The sequence below is a fragment of the Pseudoalteromonas sp. SG41-1 genome (genome assembly GCF_014164575.1).
Lineage (GTDB): Bacteria > Pseudomonadota > Gammaproteobacteria > Enterobacterales > Alteromonadaceae > Pseudoalteromonas > Pseudoalteromonas rhizosphaerae.
Window position 1 is genome coordinate 62,080 of sequence record NZ_JACJFL010000012.1, and the last position, 24,430, is coordinate 86,509.

Annotated in this window: 18 protein-coding genes; 9 read left to right on the plus strand and 9 right to left on the minus strand. The window is 40.4% G+C overall.

The window, feature by feature from the left end; all coding sequences use genetic code 11:
* Positions 1-176: 176 nt before the first annotated feature.
* Positions 177-1,178, minus strand: coding sequence for a RimK family alpha-L-glutamate ligase (locus H5203_RS09620; protein WP_145238901.1), 1,002 nt, complete (start codon positions 1,176-1,178; stop codon positions 177-179).
* Positions 1,179-1,638: 460 nt separating this feature from the next.
* Here H5203_RS09620 and H5203_RS09625 point away from each other — a divergent pair, with 460 nt between their 5' ends.
* Complete coding sequence (locus H5203_RS09625) at positions 1,639-2,340, plus strand: hypothetical protein (protein WP_145238898.1); 702 nt, start codon at positions 1,639-1,641, stop codon at positions 2,338-2,340.
* 58 nt (positions 2,341-2,398) lie between these two features.
* On the plus strand, positions 2,399-3,142 hold the full coding sequence (locus tag H5203_RS09630) for a zinc-dependent metalloprotease family protein (RefSeq protein WP_145238895.1): 744 nt from the start codon (positions 2,399-2,401) through the stop codon (positions 3,140-3,142).
* A 58-nt stretch (positions 3,143-3,200) separates the two neighbouring features.
* On the opposite strand, the gene H5203_RS09635 is transcribed toward H5203_RS09630, so the two are convergent.
* On the minus strand, positions 3,201-4,412 hold the full coding sequence (locus H5203_RS09635) for an ectonucleotide pyrophosphatase/phosphodiesterase (protein ID WP_145238892.1): 1,212 nt from the start codon (positions 4,410-4,412) through the stop codon (positions 3,201-3,203).
* A gap of 203 nt (positions 4,413-4,615) precedes the next feature.
* On the opposite strand from H5203_RS09635, the gene dgt reads away from it, so the two are divergent.
* Together dgt and H5203_RS09645 are read left to right on the plus strand one after the other, a co-directional pair.
* Positions 4,616-6,079 carry a dGTPase gene (gene dgt / locus H5203_RS09640; RefSeq protein WP_145238889.1) on the plus strand — a complete coding sequence of 488 codons (1,464 nt, stop codon included), beginning with the start codon at positions 4,616-4,618 and terminating at the stop codon, positions 6,077-6,079.
* Between the two features lie 55 nt (positions 6,080-6,134).
* Complete coding sequence (locus H5203_RS09645) at positions 6,135-7,688, plus strand: hypothetical protein (protein ID WP_220495298.1); 1,554 nt, start codon at positions 6,135-6,137, stop codon at positions 7,686-7,688.
* A gap of 77 nt (positions 7,689-7,765) precedes the next feature.
* Here H5203_RS09645 and H5203_RS09650 read toward each other — a convergent pair whose 3' ends face one another.
* From H5203_RS09650 to H5203_RS09675, 6 genes are all read right to left on the minus strand, one after another.
* Entirely contained in the window at positions 7,766-8,425 is a 660-nt protein-coding gene (locus tag H5203_RS09650; protein WP_182739343.1) for a hypothetical protein, read from the minus strand.
* Positions 8,426-8,789: 364 nt separating this feature from the next.
* Positions 8,790-9,455: a class I SAM-dependent methyltransferase gene (locus tag H5203_RS09655; protein ID WP_149980345.1), complete on the minus strand. Its 666-nt coding sequence runs from the start codon at positions 9,453-9,455 to the stop codon at positions 8,790-8,792.
* Between the two features lie 9 nt (positions 9,456-9,464).
* Positions 9,465-13,106, minus strand: a complete 3,642-nt coding sequence (locus H5203_RS09660; protein ID WP_182819653.1) for an AAA family ATPase — start codon at positions 13,104-13,106, stop codon at positions 9,465-9,467.
* On the minus strand, positions 13,103-14,347 hold the full coding sequence (locus H5203_RS09665) for an exonuclease SbcCD subunit D C-terminal domain-containing protein (protein WP_182819654.1): 1,245 nt from the start codon (positions 14,345-14,347) through the stop codon (positions 13,103-13,105). The genes H5203_RS09660 and H5203_RS09665 overlap by 4 nt, the downstream gene beginning before the upstream one ends.
* A gap of 76 nt (positions 14,348-14,423) precedes the next feature.
* Entirely contained in the window at positions 14,424-14,663 is a 240-nt protein-coding gene (locus tag H5203_RS09670) for a hypothetical protein (protein ID WP_145238872.1), read from the minus strand.
* A gap of 128 nt (positions 14,664-14,791) precedes the next feature.
* Positions 14,792-15,046, minus strand: a complete 255-nt coding sequence (locus H5203_RS09675) for a hypothetical protein (protein ID WP_145238869.1) — start codon at positions 15,044-15,046, stop codon at positions 14,792-14,794.
* Positions 15,047-15,351: 305 nt separating this feature from the next.
* On the opposite strand from H5203_RS09675, the gene H5203_RS09680 reads away from it, so the two are divergent.
* The 4 genes from H5203_RS09680 (at position 15,352) to H5203_RS09695 (ending at position 20,000) form a co-directional block, all read left to right on the plus strand.
* Positions 15,352-17,793, plus strand: a complete 2,442-nt coding sequence (locus H5203_RS09680; protein WP_145238866.1) for a M1 family metallopeptidase — start codon at positions 15,352-15,354, stop codon at positions 17,791-17,793.
* Positions 17,793-18,311 (plus strand): DUF6702 family protein, encoded by a 519-nt coding sequence (locus tag H5203_RS09685; protein WP_145238863.1) that lies wholly within the window; start codon positions 17,793-17,795, stop codon positions 18,309-18,311. The genes H5203_RS09680 and H5203_RS09685 overlap by 1 nt, the downstream gene beginning before the upstream one ends.
* A gap of 160 nt (positions 18,312-18,471) precedes the next feature.
* A complete protein-coding gene (locus H5203_RS09690) occupies positions 18,472-19,107 on the plus strand; it encodes an HAD family hydrolase (RefSeq protein ID WP_145238861.1) in 636 nt (211 codons plus the stop codon).
* 167 nt (positions 19,108-19,274) lie between these two features.
* Positions 19,275-20,000 (plus strand): YebC/PmpR family DNA-binding transcriptional regulator, encoded by a 726-nt coding sequence (locus tag H5203_RS09695; RefSeq protein ID WP_182819655.1) that lies wholly within the window; start codon positions 19,275-19,277, stop codon positions 19,998-20,000.
* Positions 20,001-20,201: 201 nt separating this feature from the next.
* Here the strand turns inward: H5203_RS09695 and H5203_RS09700 are convergent, their stop codons facing one another.
* Positions 20,202-22,379, minus strand: a complete 2,178-nt coding sequence (locus H5203_RS09700) for a malate synthase G (RefSeq protein ID WP_182779275.1) — start codon at positions 22,377-22,379, stop codon at positions 20,202-20,204.
* A 256-nt stretch (positions 22,380-22,635) separates the two neighbouring features.
* Between H5203_RS09700 and H5203_RS09705 the strand changes: the two genes are divergently transcribed.
* Positions 22,636-24,237 (plus strand): isocitrate lyase, encoded by a 1,602-nt coding sequence (locus H5203_RS09705; protein ID WP_145238853.1) that lies wholly within the window; start codon positions 22,636-22,638, stop codon positions 24,235-24,237.
* The last annotated feature ends 193 nt before the right edge of the window (positions 24,238-24,430 follow it).

Sequence of the window (24,430 nt, forward strand, 5' to 3'; positions counted from 1 at the left end):
GCGTGTTTATCTTTCGAGGTTACTTATGACTAAGGTCTTACTGGTTGGAGAAAGTATTGATGTTCTGAGGTAGTGATAAAGTGTTAGATTTGTAATGGCGACGGTGTAACAGTTTTCACACGTCACCAATGACAGCTTAGTATACAAAGCAATAGTCGTTATTTACGACTAAAATTTTACTGTACTACAGCGCTTAATATGGGGCTTGGAGTAGGCTGTTCCATCGCTGCTTTACTGTCTTCATCCAAGGCTAAGCTTAAATTCTCTGGGCGGTCAAAAATACCCAAGCGAATGCGAATAAAATGCAAGATTTCACGAGCCACATTGATCCCCAGTGCAGCTTCTAAGCCTTCAAATCCAGGGCTTGAATTTGCTTCGCAAATTTTAAAGTGATTATCATCAAATAATAAATCAATACCAGCAACGTCTAAATTGAGTACATTAGCTGTTTGTGTAGCTAACCATTCAATCTCTGGAGTAATTGGGTGCGGTTTACCAGTGCCACCTGCACTCACGTTCGCTTTAAAGTTTTTACCGCCAGAGTTTCGCTCCATACATGCGACAGCACGGCCACCAATAGTGAGTACTCGCAAATCACGACCATGGCTAGATTTAACAAACTGTTGCAAGATGATATTAGCTTGCGGGTTGGCGGCTTCAATTAATTGCATTAAATCGTCAAATTCGCTTTTTGACTTTGATAAAAATACGCCACTGCCCTGCGAGCCTGAAAGTGTTTTAATCACCACTGGAAAGCCTATTTGCCTATCTACTAAGTCGATATTTACTGGAAATTTTACCAGCATAGTATTTGGTGTAGGTAAGTTACGCTCAGCTAAAATTTGCTGTGCAAACAGTTTATCTTTTACCGTCTCAATTGATTGTGAGCTATTAACGCAGTACACCCCTAGTCGCTCGAGATGGCGAATAATTGCTAGTGCAAAATAGGTGGTGCTGGCGCCCATGCGAGGAATAACAAAGTCAGGCAAAGTTGTGGTTACACCGTCAATTAGAATGCTTTTGCCATCTTCGCGGGTGATAGTTAAATCAAATTGATCGGGAGAGAAAACTTGTAAATCGATACCTTCTTCTTTTGCTGCGGCCAGTAAACGCTCTACTTCGTAGGTCTCTTGTTTTAGTAATCCAGCACTGTCTTTATAAATGATCCAGCCACGCATGGTATTTCCTCTTGAGTATTGATCCGCAGCTCACAGAAAAAATAGGCTCACTACGTTATAGATGTTCACAGTCACTTATGATGATGAGAGTCTGCGGCAAAAGACGCGGAGTATGAGGTTCATCTGATGTGCAGTAAAACAAATAAATTTTATCGTCACGATAATATTATTTTTCATATCTCATTTTGGTTAATCAATAGTAGGTGTTTTTTTATTGCAATAAAGTATGTAACTACAAAAGGTATAATTGATAAGTTAATGTTAACTTAACGCGTTGTATTTTTAGTATTAAAGTTATTCATTCATAACTTTTATATATTTAATTTATTAACTGTAAGATTAATATGATAAATATTGAAAGTTTCGTTTTTGTTTTCGGTAACAAATTTATGCTTGCGATTTAATTTACTCTGATGTAAAAATAACAATATATTAACCTTTAGATCTAAAAGAGAGACAAATGAAAAGGGCTATTGCATTTATTGTTATCGTTCCGATCAGTGCTTTTTTGCTATATGAGTTCGTTATCTACAAAGAAAGCAATGTAACCCATTCGGTTCCTACGAGTGACGTTCAGTTATCGACTATAGCGCCTAAGTTAGGGGCTAAAACATCACCAGATATATCGTTACCAAGAGTTTTAGCTAAACCTAAAGTAGCTGTAAATCAAACACATGATGAATTTGATGCTATTAATCGACTCTCAGAGAAAGCAGAGCAGATTCTCAAAGCCTCAGGATTTTTGCCTACAGATTTACATAATGAGGTTTATATAGAATTTGACTTAGTTGCGCTCAGAAAGCTAAAGCAAGGCGATAATTTTGATCTAGCTATTCCACAAACCGCTGAAACCTTTAGCGCAGAGGTTACCAATGTAATTGCTGCTAGCAATGGTGATAAAAGTATTTTTGGCCGAGTGCTTGGTGCTGATGGGCGATTTCATACCACCGTGATGACTATTGGCGCAGACGCTATATATGGCCAATTAACTGCACCAAGCGGTAATTATGTATTTGAAGGTAAAGGGCAATATGGTTGGCTTGCGGCAAAGCGAGATCTTTATAAAAACCACATGGAACATCAAGTCACTAATCAACCCACATTAGAGCCAAGCAATGGTGAGGATCCGTTTGCACCAAAAGCAGAAGGTAATAACTTATAGAAATTTTTCAGAGCAGACTTTAACACAGTAATACAACACAACCTGACAAGGAACTACTATGAATAAACGACTAACTACTTTAGCTGCATTATGTGCATTAGGTATGACTGCAACTAGCCACGCCGCGACTATTGATATTGCGATTTTATATACAGATCAAGCGGCGGCGGCCACTGCAAACATTAATACTAAAATTAACCAGTATATTGCTTTTAGTAATCAGGTTTATAGCCAAAATGGTATTGATATTTCACTGCGTTTAGTAGGCAGCGAAAACTTAGGTAATCATGCAATTACACCTTCTAGCAGCTGGCTAAATTCAGTCACTAACAGTAGTTATATTCAAGGTTTACGCAATAGTTGGGGGGCAGATATGGTTGCGGTGCTTGGTACTGGTCAAAGTGCTGGCAGTAACCTAATTTCGTGTGGTATTGCGTGGGTTGGCAATGGCAGTAATGGTAATTTATATAGCTCAGTAAGTAACAGTATGTACAGTATTACAGCGGTAGATTGTGGAGCAACAACCTTTGTACATGAATTAGGCCACAATCAAGGCTTAGCACACTCTCGTAAGCAAGGTGATACATCAGGTGGTGTTTATGTTGATGGTATGGGCCATGGCGTACAAAATCAGTTTGCCAGTATTATGGCGTACCCTCATGTATTTGGTAGTGCCACGCAGTATGATTATTTTTCTAACCCGAACTGGAGTGTTAATGGTATTCCTTACGGTGTAACTGGTGAATCGTTTGCATGGCGTACAGTAAATGCCACTAAAGACAGTATTGCTAACTTTAAATAGCGTTTATTTTTAGTGAACAGTTTTTCCCTTTTGAGCGCATTAGCGCTCTTTTTATTATTTAATTTAAAGCAGGCCAAAGTGTTGCGCCATCGCCATCGATTGCATTGAGTACTTTAATTCCCAGTACTTTGGCAATAAGTGGGTAAACATCTAAGTTATTTACTTCATCGATTACTAATGAATTTTTAAATGCTGGGCCATTGGCAATAAAGGTTGCCGCCATATCTTCGCTATAAGCATAGCCATGGGTACCTAAATAGCTTACTTTACCGGTATCAGCAAAACTTCTTGGTGCTGTGGTTTGTAAAATAATATCACCAGTTCGGCCATTGTTAGCATAGTGATAAAGCTTACGTTGTTCATCACTTAGTACGGTATAGCGCCCTTTTGCTGCTTTCGTTAAGTGTTGTTTATATGCTGTGATCTCAGCTTTTGTAGTGCCTTTATTAGCATAGATCAATACTCTCGGTCCGGTATTTTTAACCATAAACTTGTCGTCTTTCGGTAAGCTACTGATAGCAATACTTTGGTTTGGCTCAACCGTACTCATACCATGATCGGAGACAATCACTAAGTTAACATTTTGCTCTAGTTCATTGAGGCGTTGCTGTAATTGCCCCATTAATACATCTACTTCTTTTACCGCTTGCTTGGTTTGCTCCGCATCAGGCCCATATTCATGGCCCATACTATCTACCAGTGAAAAATAACTAACAACTAATTGCGGGCGCTGCGCTGCTGGCAATGTTAGCCATTGAATAATTTGATCAACACGATTTTGATAATTACTGTGTTTTGAATAATGGTAAAAGTAATTCGGCAGCATGCCATTAAATCGCGCATCTGATTCGGGCCAAAAATAAGCGGCTGATTTTAATCCCTGCATCGACGCCAAATTCCACAGTGGAATGCCGTTGAACCATGTGCTGTCGTCTTTCCCTTTTCCCATGCTATAGCATTCATTTCTTTGTGTATCGCAAAAGCGGTTATCTACTACGCCATGATTAATTGGCAATAAACCAGTAATGATAGATATATGATTAGGAAATGTTTTAGTCGGATATACCGGGCGCATTTTAGTTGCGCGAACTCCCGATTTAGCTATTGCGGCTAAATTTTCAGCACCGTGTTTTTCGATGTAATCCCAGCGGAATCCATCAAGAGAAACAAGTACTACGGTATTATTAGCAGAGTTTCTATCGTCTTTAGCGTGGCTAAAAGAGCCATAAATGAGCAATGCTAATAACAGAAAACTTAAAATAGGCTTCATTGTATTAATACCTTTGTTGGGCGTTATTGGTAATCAGAAAATAAACAAATACGTTACGATATGCTTATGTTTAATATGCAGTGTACCGCTATTTTATGACCGTGATAATTATTAATAGATAAATTTATGTGCGAACAGCAGTCATAGATATTAATTTAGTAAACAAGCTGTTAGATTAAAAGTAGACAATAAAAGGAGCGTCTATGATCGATTTCAGCAAAAAAATAACGTCAGCGCGTGAGCTGCGCTCAACCCCTAATTTACAGATGGCGTTAGAAAGCGATCGTGGCCGTATCATCAATAGTGCTGCAATTCGCCGCTTACAACAAAAAACGCAAGTGTTTCCGTTGGAGCGCAATGCTGCGGTCCGCTCGCGGTTAACTCACTCCCTCGAAGTACAACAGGTTGGGCGTTTTATAGTGCAACGCATCTTTGCGAATTTAACGGCCAAACAACAAGCTGAATATGGCCTAACAGGGTTAGAGAGGCCGCTAGAAAGTCTGGTTGAAATGGCCTGCTTGATGCACGATATAGGTAATCCACCGTTTGGTCATTTTGGTGAAGCTGCGATTAATCACTGGTTTAACGCAAATTTAGCAACGCTTACCCCTCAGCGCTGCGCCGATCCACACACGGGAATTGGCTTAATATTTAAACATTTAGCACAAGATATTTGTAACTTTGAAGGTAATGCGCAAGGTATCCGTATTGTACACTCACTGTTATCACTTAATTTAACCTATAGCCAAACGGCTGGTATTTTAAAATACACGCGTCCGGCAAGTATGGCTAAAGAAGATATACCGCGAACTAAAAATTATTTGATGAAAAAAGTAGGCTTTTACTACAGTGAAAAAAACTTTGTTGAAAGATTGCAAAAAGAGCTATTGATAGAGCCACAATGTCGCCACCCCGCCAGTTATATAATGGAAGCGGCTGATGATATTTCATATTGCTTAGCTGATATTGAAGATGCCGTAGAAAAGGGCATTATCACTGTTGAGTTATTATGCGATAAACTCAAACAGCATTATCAAAAAGTGTTAACTAATCTTACTATTGACGATGCAGAACATCAGCACGTGGTTGAAAAAGCAGTTAACTATGCCCTCGATAAGGCCGCTCAGCAACCTTATAACTTTAATAGCGAGTTTTTTATTTATTTACGGGTAACTCTACTCCACCCTCTGGTTAATTATGCGGCCAAACGTTTTATAGATAATATTGAAGCGGTTTATCATGGTGATTTTAATCAGGCCTTGTTAGAAGACCGCAGTCATTTACACGCTATAACCACCACTTTGAAACAAGTGGCGTTTGAGTATGTGTTTTCACATAAGGAAGTCGGTAAACTTGAATTACAAGGCTATCGAATTATCAATGGATTACTTGATTGTTATAAGCCATTACTGCTGTTAAGTCATGATGACTTTAAACGGGTGATCAAAGGGGATGATCGTTTCTTAATTGAAACACGGTTGCTCAAAAAGCTTTCGAAAAAGCATTTAAATAGCTATTTACAAGCCATTGAAGCGATGCAAGCAGAACCCGATCATGTACTCGCTTATGAGTTTTATTATCGCTGTCGATTTATTCAAGATTATATCAGCGGCATGACAGATCAATTTGCTTACGATGAATACCGTACCTTGATGGTAATTGATTAGCAAAACACACTGCTAGATAAATTTGCGCACAACTATTAAACTGGGTTTATTGTGTTTGTTTAATAGATTTATGATGGCTCACGTATTACGACTTTGCTTATTTATTTTATTTACTTTTAGTTTCAATAGCTTTGCTAAATACAGTGAAGCTATGTGCATTTTGTATAAACAACAAATGCAACAATACAGCGATAATACAAGTAGCCGTAGTTATCGAAATGCGGCAAAAGATTATAAAAACAACTGCAGTAACCCACCTCCAGCGTCTCAAGCGAAACCAGCACCTGTAGTGGTTGCACCAAAAACACATGTTGATAATAAAATAAAATCTACATTAGAGACGCAAAACTCGACTGTAAACCCCCTTGACAGCAATTCGTCAGTAGCCAAAAATGAGCCAGCAGAAGTTCAAAGGGAGGCGTCTGTAATTGTTGAAAATGTTGAAAATGTTGAAAATGTTGAAAATGTTGAGAATGCCCAAAGTATTGAAGTTGAGCAAAAGAGCAGCGCAGAAACCACAGTCGAACAGCCGCTTGGGCAAAACAATGATGTAGTTGATGCTACACCCGAAGCAGTAATAACAAGCGAACCTGCGACGATAAAGGTAACAGCCCCAGAACCAGTGCGCACTGAGTCGGATTCGTTATTAATGCCAAGTTTATTGTTGTTAGTAGTTTTATTATTAGCTGCAATGTTGCTGCTGCGCTTACGGGCTAACAAAAAAGCAGTTGAAACTGCACCGCTAATTCCTGCAACTGATGAGGCTTCAAGTACAGAAGCCGCTGTATCAAAATTAACCCCCGCAAAAGCTGAGCCCGTAGCAAGCGAATCCACTGTTGCGCCAAAAAAAGCGGTTATAGCAGAGCAAGTAGTGATTGCAACTCCACAAACTGAAGTGATAAGTGCAGACGATGTGAACGTAAAAGTTGAGCTAACGCAGCGGCTTTTTAAAAATGAGCATGATTTTAAAGAGCCTGAAGTGCGTATGTTTGATCCTGATGCGCCATTACCAGGTCAGAAACCACAACAACCTAAAGATGTCATAAAGTCTGCGACGATAAATGTTGAAGCTGATCTTGATACTAATTTAGAACCACACCAAACGACCACAACAGAGCTCGATAGCGAAGCTGAGCTATTACCTAAAATGGATGATGAAAACGTTATTCATTGCGCAACGAATGAAGTAGCAAATGAAATTGTCCATTCGGATGCTGTTAATAGTAGTGGCCAAGTGCTCACATCAGGCCTTTCGCAAATGAGGGAAGTTGAGCTATCAACGACCGTGGATGTTCAACCACAAGCTGATACTTTAACGGTAACTGACAGTGATGATGAAATAGCACAGGCGCTTGCTGCATTAAACGATGAATTAGCAGCAGAGCAGCATAGTGTATCAGAGCAAGATGAAAGAGATGATATATCTGGCGCATCTGTAGCAGATCCAAATCAGCGAAAAGCTAATCCATTTGCTAATTTATCACTCGACCCTACTTGGGATCCAAATTCAAAAGAAAAGCCGACGATTGTCCCGAAAAAAACAGTGCCAAAATCAGCCAAATTAATTGCAGCACAAGAGCGTGCAAAACAGTTAAAAACCGACGATTAATTTATTAATTGTCGCTGGGGGTTGTTTATTCTCCAAAGCTCAGACTATTTCGTTTAGTAGCAGCCTGCTCTGGGCTGTTACTTGCTGCTATAAATTACTTTATTTGTATGAGTTAAGATTACGAACCGCTTCACCCTTTTAGCATGTCGCCAACTAAAAAATAAAATCACAACGGTAATAAACAAACAAATACAGACAATCCCCATTAATGAAGAAGCATGTTGTAATAAGCTTGTTTGGGGGAGTGACTTTACGTTTTGAGTAGCTAAACTAATCGATTGCATGCCTTTTCTGGGTAGGATGATTTCATAGACATGATCATTAGGTTGTACTTCGGCACGTTGTAAGTTGCCCGCTGTTTGCCATTGTAACTCAAACTGTTGGCGTTTTTTTCGCTGATGCTCCGTACACCAAAGTGCATTAATGGTGGCGTTTTCTTTAGTTTTACAGCGCGCTGGCAACTCATAAAAATTGCGCCATGCAGTCTGTTTTGCCGTGTTGTTATATGAGTGTAGATAAAAACCAGCTGTTATTGGTGATTCAATTATATTCGCGAAGCTGTCTTTATCGGTTGATGTTGTGATGTTTTCTCTGCGATTACAAAAATCAGCTAGTCGAGTTAATAGTGTTGTGTCAGGTTGTTCTAATTGCGGTTGTGTCAAAGGGGAGTAAACAGCGGATGCAGTACATAGCGGGCTGAAACTGAGGGAGATTAATATAAAAATCCATTTTTTCATTAGTTACGTCCTGTAAAAGATGAACTTACAGCCTACCATTATTTTTTGTTATTGCAAACTTTATAGGTACAACCAAATAAGACGGTAACCGTTAAAAGCTTATATTTGGCTTAAAAGCACATGAAAAAATTATTATTGATTCTAAGTGTGTCAGTACATTGTTATTAGTGGGATGATACACAATCCCAAGTAATGGTGGTTTTATTAGACCTAATACGAGTCTATTTGGTTAGGGTAAGATATTGAAAAATAAAGTGTCAATATTAAAACCGTTAACCAGCGTTGGGTTAACGGTTTTAAAAATGCTTTAATGCATGTCTAGGAAGTAATACAGCATTGTGAAAGGTAAATTATTAGTTTACGTTTAGCGTTTTTGTGCCACATAACCACTAAAACCAAGTGTTTTAAAATACAACTTGCCACTATTGAAGCCTGTTTCATCGAGTAAGTCGGCAAGACGAATTCTATCAAGTGGGAAAAACTCATGCTCAAAATTATGCTGCATGCGCTCTACCCCTGTTTCAGTTAAGCCTAATTGTTTGCTGAGTATCAATTGGGCATCACGCTCAAAAAGTGTTTCTGGACGCATTAAATCGGCTAAATATAATTGCCCATGTGCTTTTAGCTGTGTGCTAATTGCTTGCAACATGGCTTTTTTATCGCCGTTATCTGCCACAAAGTGCATCACTAATAAGCATAATGCGGCATCCGCTTGTTGTTTAAGTTCGGATGGCGAGCCTAAGTGTAAAGTAACCCGCTCACTGATCCCAAGCTCAACAAATCGTTGCTTTGCGATATCGAGCATGTCTTGTGAGGTATCTTGTGCAGTAAAATGCCATTTAGGCTGCAAGGCAGCAAGGAGGGCGACTTCTTTACCGGTACCGGCGCCTATTACCAAAATATGTGCTTCATCGCCGAGCGTTGCTTGTAGTTGCGCTGCGGTACTGTTGTGCAGTAATTCATACCCCGGTACTAAACGAGGAATGCGAGAATCATACTGCGTTGCTTCGTCTTGTGTAAATGTTGGCATTACTATTCCTTAAATAATTGTAACAGTCGAATAGCCACCAGGTTTCTTGGCGACATGAACTTGGGTAGCAACCCGTTCTGTCATTTGAGATACATGGGAGATCACGCCCACTTTGCGCCCCTGCGCTTGTAATGAATCAAGTGCATCCATGGCAATGCTTAATGTTTCACTGTCTAACGTACCAAAGCCTTCGTCAATAAACAAAGAGTTAATACTTACTTTATTGGATGACAAAGATGCAAGGCCCAGCGCAAGTGCCAACGAGACTAAAAACGACTCGCCGCCGGATAAGGTATTAACTGAACGTTGCTCATCGGCCATGTCCTTATCAACAATGGCGATATCCAAGGTTTGCTCAATAGCGGTAAGTTCATAGCGTTTGTTTAACGTTCGTAAGTGGCTGTTTGCATAGTGTAATAATATTTTCAGCGTTTGCGTTTGTGCTAAGTTACGCATTGTTTTACCCGTTGCATCACCCAACACTTTATTAAGTACATGCCATTGCTCGACGTGTTTTTGCAAGGTTGCCAATTCAGTTTGTTTGCCTTGCAGCGCCTGACGGTTTTGATTGTGCTGTTCAAGTACAGTATTGGTTGCAAGCTGTGTTTTGTGCTGAGCAGCTTGCTGATCGTTTAAATTGGCTAACTGTTGAATAAGCTCAGCATGACTTTGCTTAGGTTTATCGCTGTTTTGATGCTGTAAGTAAGCGTGTTTGTGCTGCTTTAACGCGGCATTTTCATCTATTAAAGCTTGCGCTAATTGTTCATGTTGCTTTAAATGCGTTTTAATTTCATCGCTACTTAGTGTTAGTAAAATTGTGACCTGTTCGTGGCTTGCATCGCTGTAGCGGCTTTTAAATTCAGCAAACCATTGATTATAGCGAGTATCGAGGTCGGCTTGTTCTTGCGCATTTTCAAGTAGCCGTTGCTCGAGGCCTTGCAGCGTTATCGCGTGCTCGTCGCGTTGTTTTATCGCGTTATCGTGCGCTTTTTGGCTGTGCTGAAGCTGTGCTTGGCATTGCTCTTGTTGAGCAGCTAGCTTCGTTTGGTAGTCGTCAGCACTAATGTGTTCATTATTAAATAGCGCTAAGCGCTCACTTTGCGAGCTGCTATGTTGTTGCTGTGCTTTGGCTAAATCATCATTTAGGTTTTTTAAGATCAGCTCCGCATCACTGATCAGCGGTGTAAACTGCTGCATCTGTTGGTCAGCGCTATCGAGTTGTTTTTGCGCTTGCTCAAGCTGCTCTTGGTTGTGCTGATATTGCTCAACTTGCTGGTTTAACTCAGTTAAATCAAGCGTATTATTTTGCAGTTGTTGCCAAAATTGAGCCTCTTGAAATTGTGAACCAAGGGTCGCGGTTAGCTCATTAATTTGTGTGCTTAGCTCACTTAGCTTGCTATTGAGCTGGCTTTGTTGATTGCTTAGTTCAACGTGGCGTGTATGTAACTGTTGTTGAGCTTGCTGCTCATTTTTAAAGATACTTTGCAGTTGGTTTACTTGCTCTTGCAAGTTGCGCTGTTGCTTTTGTGTTGCATAATACTGTGTTTTTTGTTCATTGAGCGCAATGTAACTGGCCTCCAATTGCTCTGAGGTTAAGTCATTAAGTTCAGTGCGGGCCGCTTGCATGGTATGTTTTATTTCAAGCTGTTTAGTCTGTGCAGTCTGTACCGCTTGGCTGTGTTGTGTGTGTTCAGCAACGAGCACAGCATGCTGAGTTTGATGCGAGTGAAGCTCTGCTAGGGCATTTTCGTAGTGCTGTTTTGCAGTTTTATAGTCATTTTCAAAAGCAGCGATTAAGTTAGTTAATTGCTGATCTGCGAATGGGTGTTCGGTTGCCCCACATACCAAACAAGGTTCATTTGGCGTAAGTTGAGCACGTAAATGTTCGACACTTTCGCTGGCACGTAAGCGAGCTTGATTTAGTGCGTATTCACTGTGTTTAAGCGTTTGTTCTCGTGTTACAAGGTTCTGGGTTAGCGTTGTTTGTGTTTGCTCGCCCTGACTTAGTTTGCTTGCAATAACACTTTGTTGTTGCGTGCTTTGCTTTAGCTCTTGATTAAACTGTTTGTAACGCTCGCGTTGCTCTTTTAAGTAATCGATACTTTTAAGTTTGGCATCACATTGCTCAATATTAAATTGGCCGTGTTGCTTGTTGAGTTGATCAAGCTTTTGTTGTTCGCTTAAAAGTGTTTGTTCGCTTAGCGTCAGTTTTTTAGTTTGTGTTTCCAGCTGCTCGTTTTGCCGTATAAGCTCAGCTGCTAACTGTGTACTTTGTTCAGTCGTTGTTGCAAATTGCTGCTTAGCGTGCAAAAACTGATTAAAGCTATGCTGATAGTAATTCCAATCACTCGCTAGTTGCTTAAGTTGACTATGCTGGGTTAGCCATTGCTGATGTTGCTCGGAATGTTTTTTTGCTTGTTGATGACTTGCTTGGCTTTGTTTAAATTGCTGCTGTAAATGAGTAAGTTGTTTTTGTTCTTTTTCATTTTGCCTTGTAATACTGGTTATTGTTTGTGTTTGCATCGCAAGTTGATTGTCGAGCTCACGTGCTTTAGCAATGATTGGTTCTGCGCTTTTTTGTTGTTTTTTCGCCGTTTGCAAGCTCTCGTTGTGCTTTTCAAGTGCGCTGGCAAGATCAGTAATGAGTGCCGCGTGATCAATACTCTTTAAATCATTTACCTTGGTATTTAGTTCATTATTTTGCGCCGTTAAGCTTTTAAAACGATTGCGATTGTCTTTAATTTCCAGTGCACTTTGCGCTTGTTTAGCCTGTTCACTTTGTGTTGCAATGGCTTTAAGCGCTGTACTGGCTTGTTGTTGATTTTGTTGTGCTAGATTCAGTGCTTGCTCTAAACTATTGGCTTGCTTATACCAGTTTATACCCTGCTCGATGCCAGCTAAGGTTTTTGTAGTATCTTCAATTTGCTGTTTTAAATCATCAAGTAGTTGAGTTTTCGCGGCAAGTTCTTCGTCAGTGAGTAAGGTATAACTGGCTAAACTGGCTTTGAGCAATTCGAGTTTATTTAGCTGTTCTTTATGGCGCTCAAAAATACGTTTACCAATCAAGCTAAATTTATCTGTGCCAGTTAAGCATTCTAAAAGCTGGGCTCGTTCATCACCCGTGGCCTTTAAAAATGCCGCAAACTCATGTTGCGCTAATAATACCGCCCGCGAGAATTGTTCAAAGTTGAGCCCTATTTTACTTTCGACTTCTTTTATGGTGTTGCTTTTATCAGCTATTAGCGTTTCGTCTGGCAAAGTATAGAGGCTGTGCTCAGCTACTTTTAACTTGCCGGTTATTTTTTTATGAGTTCTTTGAATGGTATAGCGCGCGCGATAGAGCTGTTTATCTTGGCCTAAAAAATCGACCTCGGCAAAACCTTCCCATTTACCCTTACGTAATAAGTTACGTGGATCATTTAACTTTATACTGTCGCCATTAAAATCTATTAAGTTACCTTTATCACCTCTTAATCGAGCTGTTTTGGTATAAAGGGCTAAGCAAATCGCATCTAAAAAAGTGCTTTTTCCTGCACCGGTGTCGCCTGTTATGGCAAATAAACCAGCATCCCTTAACGGTGCTTTGGTAAAGTCGATTTCGGCGTCAACAATTGAGGCTAAGTTATGGATGCGTACTGCGGTTATTTTCATAGTTGTTCTTGCTCCGCAAGTTCGCTTATTACATCGTTTAAAAGGGCTTTTAGCTCATCCGGGACAGCTTGCCCCGCCATGTCTTTGTTATTGGCAAACGCTTGCTCTAATAACATTTGCGGGTTGAGCATTTCGACTTGGCTTAAATCTTCAAAGACAGTTAAACGCTGCTCTTTATTTTGCTGACGAACGCGTTCTATGCCGCAAAAGCGCACTTCTTTGTTCTCTAGTGCTTTTTCAATTTGCTCTCGAAAAGTTGTATCGGTATCCCCTGCACCGAGCTTTACTCTTAAATACGGAGCTTGGCTATATTGGCTTAGGTCTAGGCTCGATAGTTGTTGGCATAATTGTTCAAGAGGTACGCACTCTCCTTCAGGTAATAGAATCACTTCTGTTGGGCGAGGAATGTAAAGGGGGTTTACAGTCACTGCAATCGTATCATCAGTGGTGGTTGTAAACTCAGCAACACATACTTGGTGTTTATAGTTACGCTCTGAAAACGACATCGGTATTGGTGTACCGCTATAGCGGATTGTCTCGGACTTTGCGACTATTTGCGCTTTATGCAAGTGGCCCAGCGCAACGTAATCAGCATGATTGCTAAACACGTTTGCTGTGACTGATTCTTCTCCGCCAATTATCAAATTTCGCTCAGAATCACTGGAGATATCGCCGCCCTTGGCATGTAAGTGCCCCATCACTATCAGCGGCGTTGTTGCAGGCTTATCAATGAGCGCATGATCAATACTTAGCTGGTACGCCTTAGCTATGCCTTGAGCGTAATCGTGACCGTTTTCAGTGTGACTAAGCGAACTAACATCACTGGCACGTAAAAATGGCATTGCAACGATATGAGCTGTTACAGAGTTGCTATTTAAACGCAGTACCACATCTGCTGGGCTGTTCGCATCAAAACGGCCTACGACCTGAGTATCAAACTGAGCAAGCAGCGGCTGGGCGGCCATTATGCGATTTGCAGAATCATGATTACCGGCAATAAGCACTATTTGTAATGCAGGGCAGTGTTTTTTGGCATCTTTTATAAATTGGTAGAGTTGATTTTCACTGCTAGCAGGTGGGGTAGCTGTGTGATAAATATCACCAGCGACTAACAGAAGATCTATTTGTTGTGTGACGAGCGTGTCTATCAGCCAACTGAAAAACACCTGATGCTCTTGGCAGCGATTGTGTTCGTAAAATTGTTGGCCTAAATGCCAATCTGAGGTATGTAAGACTTTCATGTCACGCTCTTAAAAAACAGTTAAGAGCGTCAATATACCCAAGCTAAATTAAGATGCAAGGGCACAAGCTTAATCTTTAACTTGTTAGGTTATACCAAGCAAAGATCACCATGGGTAAAGCTAACAATGCCAGCACTAATGGTACTTTGAGTGCTTTGGTTTGTTTGGCCTGCAGTACTTTTAACGCATTCGTTTCGTTACAGGCAGCTACTTTATCAATATAAAAATAACCTGAATCTAAATACTGTTTACAACTTTGTTCATCTGCTGGAATTGCAATTACTTCTTGTTGTTTTTTTAGGATATAAAAATCCATATGCCCACCGCATTTTACTAGTATGTTGAAACACTTTTGAGGAGAAAAGCGATGCTTTTAACCCCCTCAAATCAAAAAAGTGGGCGATTTTAAATACAAATGACTATAAAGGTCAACTAAAGAATTCATTATTTAGCCATTAATACAAAAATAGCCGAAATTAAGCTAAAAGTTATGCTTATAACCACCAAACTACTGCATAAAACAAGCCACTTTTTACGTTTTTTACTATGTTTTGGAAAGCGAGCGAGTGCGTCGTTTTTATCGCAAGCCGCAACGACTTCAACAAACTCAAAGCCCCGCTTTTGATATTCATTTAGTTGCTCAGTCTGAGCTGGAATTGCCGCAACACTATTATCTTTTTTTACAATGTAAAATTTCATCGGTTACCCCTGCAAGCTGTCAGCTAACTTATTCAATACTATGGTAAGAGGGTTTACTACTCATCGTTTAGGTTAACGTGTTTACAAACTGTAAAGCTAACTGTAATTGACTTGCATTAATTAAGCCTGAATTTCGTACAAAAGTTGCTGTAAACCCCCTTTACAATAATTGCCTTGTTGTTAATCATCAGTATTTAAGAATAAGTTATTTTTTACCCTATAAATGCGGCGGTTTATCGCTATTTCATTGAATATATCTCACTATTTTGACAAAGTATGCTTACGAAAAATTAACAGGATTAATTATGAAAAAAGCAGTTGTAACTTTAGGGGCTATATTTTTACCGTTAGCTCTCTCAAGTACTGTTATGGCTTCTGCAGTTGAGCAAACAAAAGGCAGTTATGTTGATAAGTTTCGCCAACTTGATGAAGTGCTGCCTACACCGAATGTTTATCGTAGTGCAGCAGGTGAGCCAGGTGAAAAATATTGGCAGCAGCATGTTAATTACGACATCGATGTAAAGCTTGATGAAAATGCACGTCGCTTAACAGCAAGTCAAACCATAGAGTATAAAAATAATTCACCGCACACACTCAAGTATTTATGGTTGCAACTCGATCAAAATATTTTTAAAAGCGACTCTATTGCAGAACGTACTGCTACATTTAACGGCTCTGCCCTACAGGGAGATCCACAACCAAAAGCAACTAAATTAAGTTTAAGTCAGTTACGTCGTCAACAATTTATGAGTGACAATGAACTTGGCTTTACAATTGCTAATGTTAAAGATGATAACGGTAAAGAATTAAAAGTCACAGTTGTTGATACACTAATGCGTATTGACTTAAATGAACCACTGAAACCAGGCAAAGACACTGAATTCAGCATGGACTTTGCTTTTAACATCGTCGAAGAAGATGCCGTTGGCGCTCGCTCTGGTTACGAGCATTTTGAAAAAGATGGCAACGACATATTCTTACTTGCTCAATGGTTTCCGCGTTTAGCTGCTTATACAGATTACGAAGCATGGACTAATAAAGCCTTTTTAGGCAGTGGTGAGTTTACGCTAGAATTTGGTGATTATGATGTTGAGATCACTGTTCCTGCCGATCATATCGTCTCTGCAACGGGTAAGCTTGATAATGCTAGTAGCGTGCTGACCCGTACTCAGCGAAACCGTTTAGAACAAGCCAAAAATACAAAGCGCCCAGTATTTATCGTTACTGAAGATGAAGCCTTAGAAAATGAAAAAGAAGGCACAGACAAGACCAAAACATGGCACTTTAAAGCGGAAAATGTGCGTGACTTTGCATGGGCGTCGTCGCGTAAATTTATGTGGGATGCAAAAGGTTATCAACAAGGCGGTAATGATCAGCCATTAGTGATGGCTATGTCATTTTTCCCCAAAGAAGGTGGCGATCTATGGAAGAAGTATTCGACCGAAGCAATCGTACATACAATGGAAGTTTATTCGCGCTTTTCATTTGATTATCCATACCCTGTTGCGCAGTCAGTCAATGGTCCAGTAGGCGGTATGGAATACCCAATGATCACATTTAATGGCCCACGAACTGAGTTACAGGATGACGGTTCGCGTACTTATTCACAAGCTGAAAAGCGCTTTTTAATTGGCGTGGTGATCCACGAGGTTGGTCATATTTATTTTCCAATGGTGGTGAACTCTGATGAGCGCCAATGGACTTGGATGGATGAAGGTTTAAACAGCTTTTTAGATGGTGTTGCTGGGCGTGAATGGGATCCAACTATTCCATGGGGGGTTGAACCGCGTGACGTTGTTGCCTACATGAAGTCTGAAAATCAAGTGCCGGTAATGACTCAGTCAGACAGCGTACTGCGTTTAGGGCCTAATGCTTATACCAAACCTGCGGCCGCACTAAATATTTTGCGTGAAGTGATTTTAGGCCGTGAGCTGTTTGATTTTGCGTTTAAAGAGTACGCCCAGCGTTGGAAGTACAAGCGCCCTACCCCTGCTGATTTTTTCCGTACCATGGAAGAAGCATCAGGTGTTGATTTAGATTGGTTCTGGCGTGGCTGGTTCTATAGCACTGATCATGTTGATATCTCGCTCGATAAAGTCTATCAATTACGTTTAGATACTAAAAATCCTGATATAGATTTTAATCGCCTACGTGATATTGAAGCGGCTAAACCTATGCCACTATTTGTGGAACGCAATAAGGCTGAAGCTAAAAAGCTATGGGTTGAAGAAAACTCCGACGTAACTGATTTCTACGATGAAAACGACCGCTTCACTGTTACTAACAAAGAGCGCAACTCGTATAATAAATTTTTAAAAGGCTTAGAGCCATGGGAGCGTAAAGTACTCGATCGCGCAGTTGCAGAAGATAAAAACTATTACGTGCTTGAATTTTCGAATTTAGGCGGCCTAGTAATGCCAATTTTACTTGAGCTTACCTATGAAGATGGTACTAAAGAAGATCGTATGATCCCTGCCGAAATCTGGCGTCGCAACCACAAACATGTGCAAAAACTTATTATTACTGATAAGAACAAGCCTTTGGTATCTGTAACGGTTGATCCTCGTTGGGAAACTGCAGACGTAGATGTTGAAAATAATAACTACCCTCGTCGTATTATTCCTTCACGTATTGAAGTGTATAAAAAAGAGCAAAGTAAAGCCAAAGTCAGCCGCGATATCATGCATGATATTAAAACTGAACTAAAAACAGATGACGAAAAAGATGACGCTAAGGAACAAGAATAATGCGTTTTATGCTTATTATTCTTGCTTTTATAGTTGCTATGCCTGCGACGGCACATCAACTTAAAGCATCAGTAACTACTGTTTTATTCAATAAACGTACTAGCAATATTGAGCTAATGCATCGTTTTTATTTACATGATACCGAGCATGCTGTGGAGCATTTATTTGCCGGTGGCGCCGATATTATTAGTAATAAAGAAGATCAACAACGCTTTGTAGATTACATCGAATCACATGTTGCTTTACAAACACTCGATGGAGAGCCGCTAGTGTTGAAAGAAGTGGGTGCGCAAGTTGATGGTAAGTTTTTTTGGGTTTACCAAGAAGCACCGATCCCAAAGGATATTAAAGGGATCCGTATGAGTCACGGCGCGCTGCGCGATTTATGGCCTGCGCAAGTGAATATGGTTAATGTTGAAGGTAAAGGCAAAGTGAAAACACTGCACTTTACCCAAGATGACACTTGGCTAGAAGCGCGCTTTGAACCAGCTAATACAGCGGTAGAGCAAACAAAGTAGGCAAGTTTAATAGTCCCCCAACCGACGCGCACAGTGGTTTTGTGCGCGTTTTTTATTAATTTTTAATTAAATACGAATATGTTTCTTTTCATATCCAATTGCTTAAACTATCTTAAAGTAAGTAATTTGGATGAAAATTAAATCATATACAAGGAGTGGTATGAACACGTATCAAAGTGCAGTAGCTGGGGTTATTTTTGATTTAGATGGCACCTTAGTATCATCTGAACTTGATTTTACTCTTATCAAAGCTCAAGTCGGGTGTCCTGACGAGCTTGATCTACTTAGTTTTATTGATGGTCTTCCTTCGCCTTACATGCGTGAGGAAGCAATGAATATTGTCCATCAACATGAGCTTATAGATGCTCAACATGCAACGTTGTTACCCGGCGTAGCGCAAGCTATCGCGTGTTTAAAAGAGCAAGCAATACCAATGGCAATCGTGACTCGCAATTACGATCGCGCTACTGCGCTGAAATTAAAAAATAATCCGTTGCCAATTCAAACAGTACTCACGCGTAGTGATGCCCCCCCTAAGCCAGATCCTAGTGCTTTGAATGCAATTGCAACGTTATGGGGAATAGATCAGCAACACATACTTTATGTTGGTGATTATCTTTATGATATCCAGGCTGCACATAATGCCAATATGCGTGCTTGCTTATATGCACCGAGTGATGTGCCTGCATATGCAGATCAAGCTGATTATATTCTGCACCATTTTTCTGAATTGCCTAACTTAATAAATAATTTAGGACAAACACGACAATCACGTATTTTAAATGTCTCCATTTAAAGGTATTAAATATGTTATGTTAAATAGTGCGTTGTTTAACTTTTATAAACATGAGTACTGTCAAATGAAATGTCATAATTGTGATTTTGCAGTCATTTAATCACTAGCTCAATACCGCGCTAATTGTTAAAATGTTGCCAATATCGAGTTTCCAATAGAGGCATAAGATGGGCAGAGCATTTGAAGTACGTAAAAGCTCCATGGCGAAAACAGCCAATGCTAAAACCAAAGTTAATTCTAAGTACGGTAAAGAAATTTACGTAGCAGCAAAAAATGGTGAACCTGATCCAGAAGTAAACCAGTCGCTAAAACGCTTAATCGAACGCGCAAAGCGAGATCAAGTACCAGCACATGTCATCGAAAAAGCGATAGAAAAAGCTGCTGGCGGAGCTGGTGAGGATTATGCAACAGCCCGTTACGAAGGCTATGGCCCAGGTAACTGTATGGTGATTGTTGACTGTTTAACAGATAACCCAAATCGTACTATTAAAGATGTTCGCTTACCGTTTACTAAAACTGATTCAAAAATAGGTACGCCAGGCTGTGTAGCACATATGTTTGATCATTTAGCTGTACTTGGCTTTAGTGGTGACGATGATGAAGTGGTACTTGAAGCTTTAATGATGGCTGATGTTGATGTAACCGATGTAGAAGTTGAAGATGACAAAGTATCGGTTTTTGCTCCACATACCGAATATTACAAAGCAAAAACAGCATTAGAAGAGGCGTTTGAAGGTATTATTTTTGAAGTTGACGAAATCACCTTTGTACCACAAGTGCATATAGAAATTACTGATGCCGATGTTATCGCTAATTTTGATAAATTTATTGCAATGTTGGAAGATTGTGACGACGTACAAAACGTTTATCATAACGCCACTGTAGTGAATTAGGCTGAAGTTATAAAGTTAGCAAGTTAGTAGTTTCGAGAAGATGCAAAAGCGCATTTCATTGTTGGAATGTGCTTTTTTGTTGTTGATAGCTTATTTTTCTGAATGCTGATTATTCAGGAAAGTTATGGTTAAAGGATAATTTAAGCAAAAAAAAACCAGCCCGAGGGCTGGCAATATGACACTAACAAACTCGAAGGGGAGCTATTGTTGCGCTTTATATCTTATACGAAACGCATGCAATAATGGTTCAGTATAACCACTGGGTTGTTTAACTCCTTCTAATACAAGGGCTAATGCAGCTTGATATGCAATACTTTGTGCTAAGCTTTGCACTGAATCGGCCATATTAACATAAGCCGGATCCCCTTCATTTTGGCCATCCACTACTTTTGCCATTTTCGCCATAGTAGTTTCTATTTGTGCCTGCGTGCATACACCATGCTGCAACCAGTTAGCCATATGTTGGCTTGAAATACGCAGTGTAGCCCTATCTTCCATTAATCCTATATGGTTAATGTCAGGCACTTTAGAACAGCCTACACCTTGATCAATCCAACGTACTACATAACCTAAAATACCTTGAGCATTGTTATCCAGCTCTGCCTGAATATCTTCTTTGCTCAAACTATTAGGATCAACCATCAAAGGCGGAGTTAATAGTTCTGTTAAACTAGCTTGTTGACGCTGGGCAATCGCTTTTTGACAGGCAAACACATCAACGTCATGATAGTGCATAGCATGTAAGGTGGCTGCAGTAGGGGAGGGCACCCAAGCAGTATTAGCGCCTGCTTGCGGATGGGCAATTTTTTGCTCCATCATCAACGCCATTTTATCGGGCATTGGCCACATACCTTTGCCTATTTGTGCGCGACCACTTAACCCGGTTTGCAAACCGATATCGACATTTCTGTCTTCATAAGCATTGATCCAAGGTTGTTGTTTAATGGCTGCTTTTGGTAATACTACACCTGCTTGCATTGAGGTATGAATTTCATCACCTGTACGGTCTAAAAAGCCAGTATTGATAAATACCACACGTTGTTTAGCAGCATTAATACAGGCTTTTAAGTTCACCGATGTACGGCGCTCTTCATCCATAATGCCCATTTTGATGGTGTTTTTGGGTAACTGTAAAAGCTGTTCAATACGACTAAATAATGTATTGGTAAAAGCAACTTCTTCAGGACCATGCATTTTCGGTTTGACGATATTGATACTGGCTGCAGTTGAATTTTTTACCGGGCTATTGCCATTTAAGTCATGCAGTGCGGCAGTGACCGTGATCATTGCATCCATGATACCTTCAAATACGTCGCGGCCTTGGCTATCTTGAATCGCAGGGTTTGTCATTAAATGGCCAACATTACGCACAAACATCATACTACGCCCTTTTAGACTTAGCGGTTTGCCATCAATACCTGAATAACTGCGGTCTTTAGCGAGTGTACGCTCAATCGTTTTGCCATCTTTTGTGAATGACTCAGCGAGAGTTCCTTTCATTAAGCCTAACCAATTTTGATACACTTGCACTTTATCTTCGCCGTCAACGGCGGCAACGGAGTCTTCACAATCCATAATGGTGGTAAGTGCAGCTTCGAGGAGGACGTCTTTTAAGCCCGCTTTGTCGGCTGCACCAATGCTATGATTATGATCTATTTGTAGCTCTATATGGAGGCCATGACTGAGTAATAAAATTGCACTGGGGTTTTGTGCTTCACCTTGAAAACCAATAAGTTGCGCTGGTTGTTTTAAGCCTGTTTGTGAGCTATCACGTAAGGTGATGATGAGCTGGCCATTAACTACCGAATAATTAGTACTTTCAATATGTGAGCCATTTTCAAGTGGTAACGCTTTATCTAAAAACTGCCTTGCGTAGGCCATTACTTTAAAACCGCGAACAGGATTATAGTTGCTGCCTTTTTCAGCGCCATCTTCTTCGCTAAGTACATCAGTGCCGTATAAGGCATCGTATAACGACCCCCAGCGTGCGTTAGCGGCATTAAGTGCAAAGCGTGCATTACTTACTGGCACAACCAGCTGAGGGCCAGCTGTGCGGGCTATTTCAGGCTCAACATTTTCTGTCTCAATGCAAAAATTATCGGGCTCAGGGACTAAATAACCAATGTCAGTTAAAAACTGTTGGTATTGCGCTGCATCCCAGTGTTTATTTGCTAGGTGATAGCTATCAATTTGGTGTTGTAGGTCTTCACGCTTGACTAATAATGCACGGTTAAGCGGACTAAGGTCATCAATAATTTCAGCAAATCCTTGCCAAAAGTGTTGTTCGCTAATACCTGTACCGGGTAGCAGTTGCTGGTTAACAAAATCGGCTAATTGGTTATCTACGGTTAATCCAAATTGGCTGTGAGAGAGTGTCATAATCGATATCCTTTTAAACGGTCGCGGTGCAATTGACTGCATGTGAGCAATCTTTTGTTAACCATAACCTAAAAATACGCAATAGGTGTTCTTTTGGCCATTCACTAAATATATAGCCAGCATAACAACTATAAATTTACTAAATCCAATAAATCGGCCTAATGTTGATTTAAGCGCTACAGAGCATTAACTCTTAGCCTCTCACACAACCATATAAATAAAATTTAGTTTTAACCCGTTCAGAGGATTTTTTATTATGACTACTTATCAACGTGAAACCGATACTTTAGCTACACTTTGTCAAGCACAAGGTAAAACATGGCAAGCAATTAATCCTGAATACGCAAGTCGTATGCGTTTGCAAAATCGTTTTCGTACGGGATTAGACATCGCTCAGTTTACAGCTGACATCATGCGTGAAGATATGGCTGCATATGATGCTGATACCAGCCAATACACACAATCGCTTGGTTGCTGGCATGGTTTTACTGCCCAACAAATGATGATGGCGATTAAACGTCACCAAAAAACCACTAAGCGTAGCTACGTATACCTAAGCGGTTGGATGGTTGCTGCGCTGCGCTCTGAGTTCGGCCCACTACCGGATCAAAGTATGCACGAAAAAACCTCAGTACCGGCGTTGATTGAAGAAATTTATACTTTCCTAAAACAAGCCGATGCTCGTGAACTTGACCATTTATTTAAAGACTTAGATAACGCCAAAGCAACTGGTGGTGATGTACAAGCGGTACTTGATAAAATAGATAACTTTGAAAGTCATGTGGTGCCGATCATCGCAGATATTGATGCTGGTTTTGGTAATGAAGAAGCAACCTACTTACTCGCTAAAAAAATGATTGAAGCGGGGGCATGTGCTATCCAAATCGAAAACCAAGTTTCAGACGCGAAGCAATGTGGTCACCAAGCAGGTAAAGTAACTGTGCCACACGAAGACTTTTTAGCAAAAATTAACGCCGTGCGTTATGCCTTTTTAGAACTGGGTATTGATAACGGTATTATTGTCGCACGTACTGACTCACTTGGTGCCAGCTTGACCCAAAAAGTGCCGGTATCACAAACACCTGGCGACCTTGCTAGTCAGTACAATGCGTTTTTAGAAACCACACCAATTAACGGTGTTGAAGATTTAAATGAAGGTGATACGGCAATGAAGCTGAACGGCCAACTATGCAAGCCGACTCGCCTTGATAATGGTTTATACCAATTCCGCGAAGGCACAGAAAAAGACCGTGTTGTACTAGATTGTATTACCAGCTTGCAGTCGGGTGCTGATTTACTGTGGATTGAAACTGAAAAACCACATGTAAAACAAATTGCTGAACTGGTTAATCGGGTTAAAGAGCAAGTTCCTGACGCTAAACTGGTTTATAACAATTCACCTTCTTTCAACTGGACATTGAAATTCCGCGAGCAAGTTTATCAACAGTGGTTAGACGAAGGCAAAGACTTATCTGCTTATCCAAGTATTGATGATAATAAGGCGCTAATGGCACCAGAGATGGATGCAACTGAACTTGCAGTCGCAGCAGATGAGTTAGTACAAAACTTCCAACGTGATGGCGCGCGCGAAGCTGGTATTTTCCACCACTTAATTACGCTACCGACCTATCACACGGCTGCATTGAGCACTGATATTCTGTCAGAAGGCTACTTTGGTGACTTAGGTATGCTGGCTTATGTACGTGATGTGCAGCGTCAAGAAATTCGCCGCGAACAAGCATCCGTTAAGCATCAAGACTTAGCAGGTTCTAACATGGGAGATACCCATAAAGAGTACTTCTCAGGTGAAAATGCGCTTAAAGCTGGCGGCGAAGCAAACACTATGAACCAGTTCTAACATAACAGTCCAACTCAACAATGTTACAAAGGGCCGTAAGGCCCTTTTTTTGATGCTAGCAATTACAGAGGATATACAGCTTTACACCTGCTAACTTTACCGCTCAGATCAGATTTTAACTAAGGCTTGGATCAGTATTTAACTAGCATCAGATTTATTTTCAATTTTTGGATCAGAGTTTAATCAAGTGAAT